Source organism: Micromonospora acroterricola (genome assembly GCF_003172955.1).
In the GTDB taxonomy this organism is placed as follows: domain Bacteria; phylum Actinomycetota; class Actinomycetes; order Mycobacteriales; family Micromonosporaceae; genus Micromonospora; species Micromonospora acroterricola.
The window spans coordinates 42,486-48,485 of the sequence record NZ_QGKR01000350.1; the positions used below are offsets into that span (position 1 = coordinate 42,486).

Sequence of the window (6,000 nt, forward strand, 5' to 3'; positions counted from 1 at the left end):
CGCTCCGACCACAGTGACCCCCGCCGTCTCCGGACGGCGGGGGTCATTGATGTACGCGCATAGACGGCTACTGTCTCGCTCGACCCCTCGACCACCTCTCCGCCGCGAGGCGGTACCCCCGGAGGAAACCCCCGTGAACGTGGTGCTCTGGATCATCCAGATCCTGCTCGCCGCCGTCTTCCTCGGCGCCGGCGCGGCCAAGCTGTCCCAGCCCAAGGAGAAGCTGCGCGACCGGATGGGCTGGGTCGACCCGGTCCCGCCGAGCCAGGTCAAGGCGCTGGGCGCCGTCGAGGTGCTGGCCGCCCTCGGGCTCGTGCTGCCCGCCCTCACCGGCGTCGCGACCGTGCTCACCCCGCTGGCCGCGCTCGGGCTGGTCATCGTCATGATCGGCGGCATCCTGGTGCACCTGCGCGACATGAAGAGGCAGGACACCGACGAGCGGCGCCGGACGGAGGTGCAGGGCGCCGTGACCTGCGTGGTGCTGCTCGTCCTCGCCGCCGTGGTGGCGTGGGGCCGCTTCGGCCCGTACTCCTTCTGATCCCGCACCGCCGGCCTGATCCCGCACCACCGGCGCGGCCCTCAGGTCAGTGACGAGCGCACCGCCGGCGGCCGTCGTACTCCGTTGGCGTGCTCAGCGCTGATCATCGCCGCGGTCGCGACGCACGGTGGCCTTGCGGCCCTTGATGGTGCTGGAGCGCAACCCGGAGATCACCTCGTCGGCCACGCCCTGCGGCACCTCCACAAGCGAGAACCGGTCTGCGATCTCGATCGAGCCGATGTCCCGGCCGCGGATCCCGGTCTCCCCGGTGATCGCACCGACCAGATCCTGCGGGCGCACCCCGGCGCGCCGGCCCAGGCCGACGAAGACCTGGACGGTGTTGCCGCCACCCGGACGCGGCCGGCCGCCACCGCGCCGGTCGCCGCCGCGGCCGCCAACCTCCGGTCGACCCTCGCGCGGCCCGCGCATCGGCGCCTGCGGGATCTCCTCCTCGTCGTCGGAACCCGGCGAGGTCACCTCGTGCGCCAGCTTCACCGCGGCGAGGGCCACCTCCATCAGGTCGAACTCGTCGGTCAGCGTCTCCACGATCACCCGGAACGGGTCCAGGTCGTCCTCCAGCAGACTCTCCCGCAGCGCCGCCTGCGTCAGCTCCAGTCGGCGGGTGCGCATGTCCGCCACCGTGGGGATCTTGTCAATGGTGATCCGCTGGCCGGTCACCCGCTCGATGGTCTTCAGCATCCGGTGCTCGCGCGGCTCGGCGAGGGTGATCGCGACACCCTCCCGCCCGGCCCGGCCCACCCGGCCGATGCGGTGCACGTACGACTCCGGCGCCGACGGCACGTCGTAGTTGACCACGTGGGTGAGCTGCTCGATGTCCAGCCCGCGGGCCGCCACGTCGGTGGCCACCAGCAGGTCGGCGGTGCCGGCCCGCAGCCGGCCCATCACCCGGTCGCGCTGCTCCTGGCTCATGCCGCCGTGCAGCGCCTCGGAGCGGTAGCCCCGGCCGTTCATCGTCTCGGTCAGCCGGTCGACCTCCTCGCGGCTGCGGCAGAACACGATCGCCGCGGTGGGCGACTCCACGTCCAGCACCCGGCCGAGCGCGGCCGGCTTGTGGGCCCGGGTCACGATGTACGCGCTCTGCCGAACCCTCGGCGCCTCACCCGCGACCGGTTGCTCCCGGCCGATCTCGATCCGGACCGGCTCGCGCAGGTGCTGCCGGGCCATCCCGTCGATCCGGGACGGCATGGTGGCCGAGAAGAGCACGGTCTGACGCTCCGCCGGGGCGTGCTCCAGGATCGCCTCGATGTCCTCGGCGAAGCCCATGTCGAGCATCTCGTCGGCCTCGTCGAGCACCACCGTGGCCAGCCCGCCGAGGCGCAGCGTGCCCCGGGCGATGTGATCGAGCGCCCGCCCCGGGGTGGCCACCACCACGTCGACGCCGCTGTCCAGCGCCCGCAGCTGCCGCCCGATCGGCTGCCCGCCGTAGATCGGTAGCACCCGGGCGCCCAGGTCCTTGCCGTAGCGGTGGAACGCCTCGGACACCTGCACCGCCAGTTCCCGGGTCGGCACCAGCACCAACGCCACCGGGTCCCCACCGTCGCCGTGCGCCGGCATCCGGTGCAGCAGCGGCAGCGCGAACGCCGCCGTCTTGCCGGTGCCGGTGGCCGCCTGGCCCAGCAGGTCCCGACCCTCCAGCAGCGGTGGGATCGCCTCCCGCTGGATGGGGGTCGGCTCCTCGTAACCGAGGGCGGACAGCGCGCCCAGCAGTTCGGCGCGCAGCCCGAGCTCCGCGAAGGCGTTCGCCTCGTCGGTGCCGTCGGGGGTGGTCTCGGTCGGTGCGTCGTGCTGTGCAGGTGCGGAACTCATGCGCCAAGCTTTTCATCACGCCGCCGAACGCGCTGCAGCGACCGGCACAACGCGCCGCAGGAGCAGTGGGCCGCCCGCCGCCCCTTGCCGGCGGGCGGTCCGCTCAGCCGGTGGTCAGGACCGCCAGGAGCACGGTGACGCCCACCACCGCGTCGAGTACCCCGCACCACTCCGCGTAGCCGCGCGGCACCACCCGGCCGCTGCGGTGGTGGACGACGTCCCAGCCGGCGTGCGCCAGCCAACCGAAGGCCACCAGCCACGCGGCGGTCCGTCCGCCGGCGGTAACCGCGACCAGGGTCAGGGCGACCCAGCCGGCCAGGCCGAGCAGTTGGGTCATGAGCGCGCCCGGCCCGCGCAGCGTGCCCCGGGCCAGGCCGATCGCCAGGTAGCCGCCGGGCAGCGCCAGCATCGCCCACGGGGTGAGCACCCCCGGGTCGGCCCAGTTGTCCACGGTCATCAGCAGCGCCAGCCCGGTGGGCCAGCGGCGGGCGAGCGCCACCACGGCCGGGTGCCGGCGTACCGGCACCGGCGCCTCGTGACGGTGCCGCACCGCCACCAGCACCATCGCCGGCACCATCAGCAGGTGGCCGCCGAGCAGCAGCGCGTCGCCGTCCAGCAGGCCGGCCCACAACGGCACGAGCAGGAGCAGGAACGGTACGTACATCGCGGCGGCCATCTCGCCGACCGCGACCCACCCGTGCGCCCGGTAGCGCATCCACACCGTCATGCCGATCGTCATGCTGGTGGCCATCACGAGCGCGGCCACGTCCGGCCGGCCCAACGGGCCGCCGAGCCCCAGCGCGGCGGCTGCCGCGTCCCACAACGGGCCGAGCAGCAGCATCCCGGCGACCATGGCGAGTGCCATCTCGGCGAGGTGCCACAGCAGCCTCCGTGCGCCGCCGGCCGGCACGGTGGCGGGCGTCGTGCCCGGTGGCGCCGGCCGGTCGGCCGGCGGCGGCCCGGTCGGTGGTACGGCGAGAGTGTCGACGTGCGTCCGTGTGATCCCCATGCCGTCCACCCTGGCGGCGTACGCGCCCGGTGGGCAGTCCCGCCCGTCACCGGAAATCCGTGCGGACCGCACGGCCCGACCGTGACATCTCGCCGGGGTGGACCGGGCGCGGAGCGGTCCTAGTATCGGTGCGTGGCGAGCGAGGCGGTGACTCCCCGGGCGGACCGGCGGCTGCACCGGGCCCGGCAGGTGACCCTGCTGTCGCTGGCCACCGGCGTCTGGGCGAGCGTGCTGCTGCCCGCCGTCGGCCTGACCCGCGATCCGGCCCCCGGCCGCGTCGCGCTCGGCGCGGCCGGCATCCTCGCGTTCACGGCCGCCCAGACCGCCGTGCTGTACGCGGCCGTGACGCCGTGGCTCGACCAGCGCCGGCGGCGCCGCGCCCAGCTGAGCCTGGCCGGGGTGGCCGTGCTGACCGTCCCGCTGGTGGGGCCGGTGGCGGCCGGTGTCTGGCCGACCTGGGCCTGGCTGGGCGCCTCGCTGATCGGCATGGCGCCGCTGCTGGTCCGGCTCCCGGCCGCGGTGGCGGTGGCGGCCGGCGTCCTCCTGGTGTCGGTGGGGGTGGCCTGGTGGACCGGCGGCTCCGTCTGGCGCCACCTGGCCGTCACCGGTGGGATCGGGGTGTCCGTCGCCGCGGTCAACTGGTTCCAGGTCTGGTTCTGGGACCTGCTCGTGGAGGCTCGACAGGGGCAGAACGCCCGCGCCCGGCTGGCCGCCGCCGAGGAGCGGCTGCGCTTCGCCCGCGACGTGCACGACGTGCTGGGGCACAACCTCACCGTGATCGCGTTGAAGGCCGAACTCGCCGCCCGGCTGGCCCCGGTGGACCCGGAACGGGCCGGCCGGGAGGCCACCGACGTGCAGCGCCTCGCGGCGTCCGCACTGACCGAGCTACGGGAAACCGTGCACGGCTACCGGGCCGTCGACCTCGGCGAACAGCTGGCCGCCGTGGCCGGGGTGCTGCGCTCCTGCGGGGTGCGCTGCACGGTGCCCCCGCCACCGGCCGACCTGCCGCAGTCCGCCGCCACCGAGCTGGCCGCCGTGCTGCGCGAGGCCGGGACGAACGTGCTGCGGCACAGCCGGGCCGACTGGTGCCGGATCAGCATCCACCGGGAGGACGACGTGGCCAGGATGACGGTGGCCAACGACGGCGCCGACGACCGTGGTCCGGACGCGCACAGCCACGGCCTGCGCGGGCTCGCCGACCGGCTCGCCGCCGCCGGAGGGGAGCTGCGGGTACGCCGGGAGGACGCCGTGTTCACCCTGGAAGCCACCGTGCCGGTGGCCCCGTGATCCGCGTCCTGCTCGCCGACGACGAGGAGCTGGTCCGGGTCGCCGTCGCCGCGCTGCTCGGGCTGGAGCCCGACATCGAGGTCGTGGCCCAGGCCGCCGAGGGTCGGGCCGCGGTCGACGCGGCGCTGGCACACCGCCCCGACGTGGCCGTGGTGGACCTGGAGATGCCGGGCCTGGACGGCATCGGGGTCGCCGCCGAGCTGACCCGGGCACTGCCGGCCTGCGCCGTGGTGGTGTTGACCGGGCACGGCCGGCCGGGGCACCTGCGGCAGGCGTTGACCGCCGGCGCGCGGGGGTTCCTGCCCAAGGGCTCGCCCGGCGGGGCGCTCGCCGACGTGATCCGCCGGGTGCACACCGGCGGCCGGTACGTCGACCCGTCGCTCGCCGCGGACGCGCTGACGCTGCCCGCGTGCCCGCTCACGCCGCGCGAGCTGGAGACACTGCGACTGGCCGAGTTCGGCGCCCCGGTGGCGGTGATCGCCCGCCGGGTGCACCTGTCCACCGGCACGGTACGCAACCACCTGTCCGCCGCCGTGCAGAAGCTCGGCGCGGCGGACCGAACCGAGGCGGTACGCACCGCCCGGGACAACGGCTGGCTCTGACCGGGCCGCCCCTCCTGCGTCGATCATGAGGTTAGCGTCACGACACGCCGGTACCGACGTCGCCAACTTCATGATCGACGCGTGGCTCGTCTTCTGGCCGGGTCGAGGCGAGGCAGGTGGCGCGAGCGGCTAACGTGCGGAGGTGCGTACGGTCGAGTTGATCTGCTCCGCGGAGGTGGATGCCGAGGTCCGGGCCGTCTGGGACCGGTTGGCGGCGGCCGGGCTGCCCAGTCTGGCCCGCAACACCCACCCGACCAACCGGCCGCACCTGACCCTCGCCGCGGTGGACGAGTTCCCGCCCGGCGCCGAGCACCGCCTGGCCGACCTGTTCGACGCCGCGCTGCCGGTGCCGGTCACGCTCGACCGCATCGTCGTTCTCGACGGCAGCGCGCCGTTGGTCTGGCTCGTGCGACCCACGCCCGCGCTGACGGCGCTGCACGCCGCCGTCTGGGACGTGCTCGCCGACGCCCCCGGACACCGGGCGTGGCACGCGCCGGGCGCGTGGGTACCGCACCTGAGCGTGGCACTGCGGTTCCGCAACGCGGACCTGCGGCTGGCCCGCGCCGTCGCCGGCGGTCAGCGGCCGACCGGCGCTTTCGTCGGGGCCCGCAGCTACAACGGCGCTGACCGGTCGACAGCACCGCTGACGCGCCAGCACATCTGATCTCGTGACCGTCCCTCGGACAGCCTCATCGCGCCGTCATCACAACGCGTGAGGCACTAGTTGCTACCCCCGC

At 74.8% G+C, this 6,000-nt stretch carries 6 protein-coding genes; 4 read left to right on the forward strand and 2 right to left on the reverse strand.

Annotation, left to right across the window (positions count from 1 at the left end):
* Positions 1-133 precede the first annotated feature (133 nt).
* A complete protein-coding gene (locus DKT68_RS29470) occupies positions 134-538 on the forward strand; it encodes a DoxX family protein (protein WP_109820641.1) in 405 nt (134 codons plus the stop codon).
* Between the two features lie 93 nt (positions 539-631).
* Here DKT68_RS29470 and DKT68_RS29475 read toward each other — a convergent pair whose 3' ends face one another.
* Entirely contained in the window at positions 632-2,365 is a 1,734-nt protein-coding gene (locus DKT68_RS29475; protein ID WP_109820642.1) for a DEAD/DEAH box helicase, read from the reverse strand.
* 103 nt (positions 2,366-2,468) lie between these two features.
* Complete coding sequence (locus tag DKT68_RS29480; RefSeq protein ID WP_236647130.1) at positions 2,469-3,374, reverse strand: hypothetical protein; 906 nt, start codon at positions 3,372-3,374, stop codon at positions 2,469-2,471.
* Positions 3,375-3,506: 132 nt separating this feature from the next.
* Here DKT68_RS29480 and DKT68_RS29485 point away from each other — a divergent pair, with 132 nt between their 5' ends.
* From DKT68_RS29485 to DKT68_RS29495, 3 genes are all read left to right on the forward strand, one after another.
* Complete coding sequence (locus DKT68_RS29485; RefSeq protein WP_109820643.1) at positions 3,507-4,661, forward strand: sensor histidine kinase; 1,155 nt, start codon at positions 3,507-3,509, stop codon at positions 4,659-4,661.
* Complete coding sequence (locus DKT68_RS29490) at positions 4,658-5,263, forward strand: response regulator transcription factor (protein WP_109820644.1); 606 nt, start codon at positions 4,658-4,660, stop codon at positions 5,261-5,263. The genes DKT68_RS29485 and DKT68_RS29490 overlap by 4 nt, the downstream gene beginning before the upstream one ends.
* A gap of 142 nt (positions 5,264-5,405) precedes the next feature.
* Positions 5,406-5,927, forward strand: coding sequence for a 2'-5' RNA ligase family protein (locus tag DKT68_RS29495; protein WP_109820645.1), 522 nt, complete (start codon positions 5,406-5,408; stop codon positions 5,925-5,927).
* Positions 5,928-6,000 lie beyond the last annotated feature (73 nt).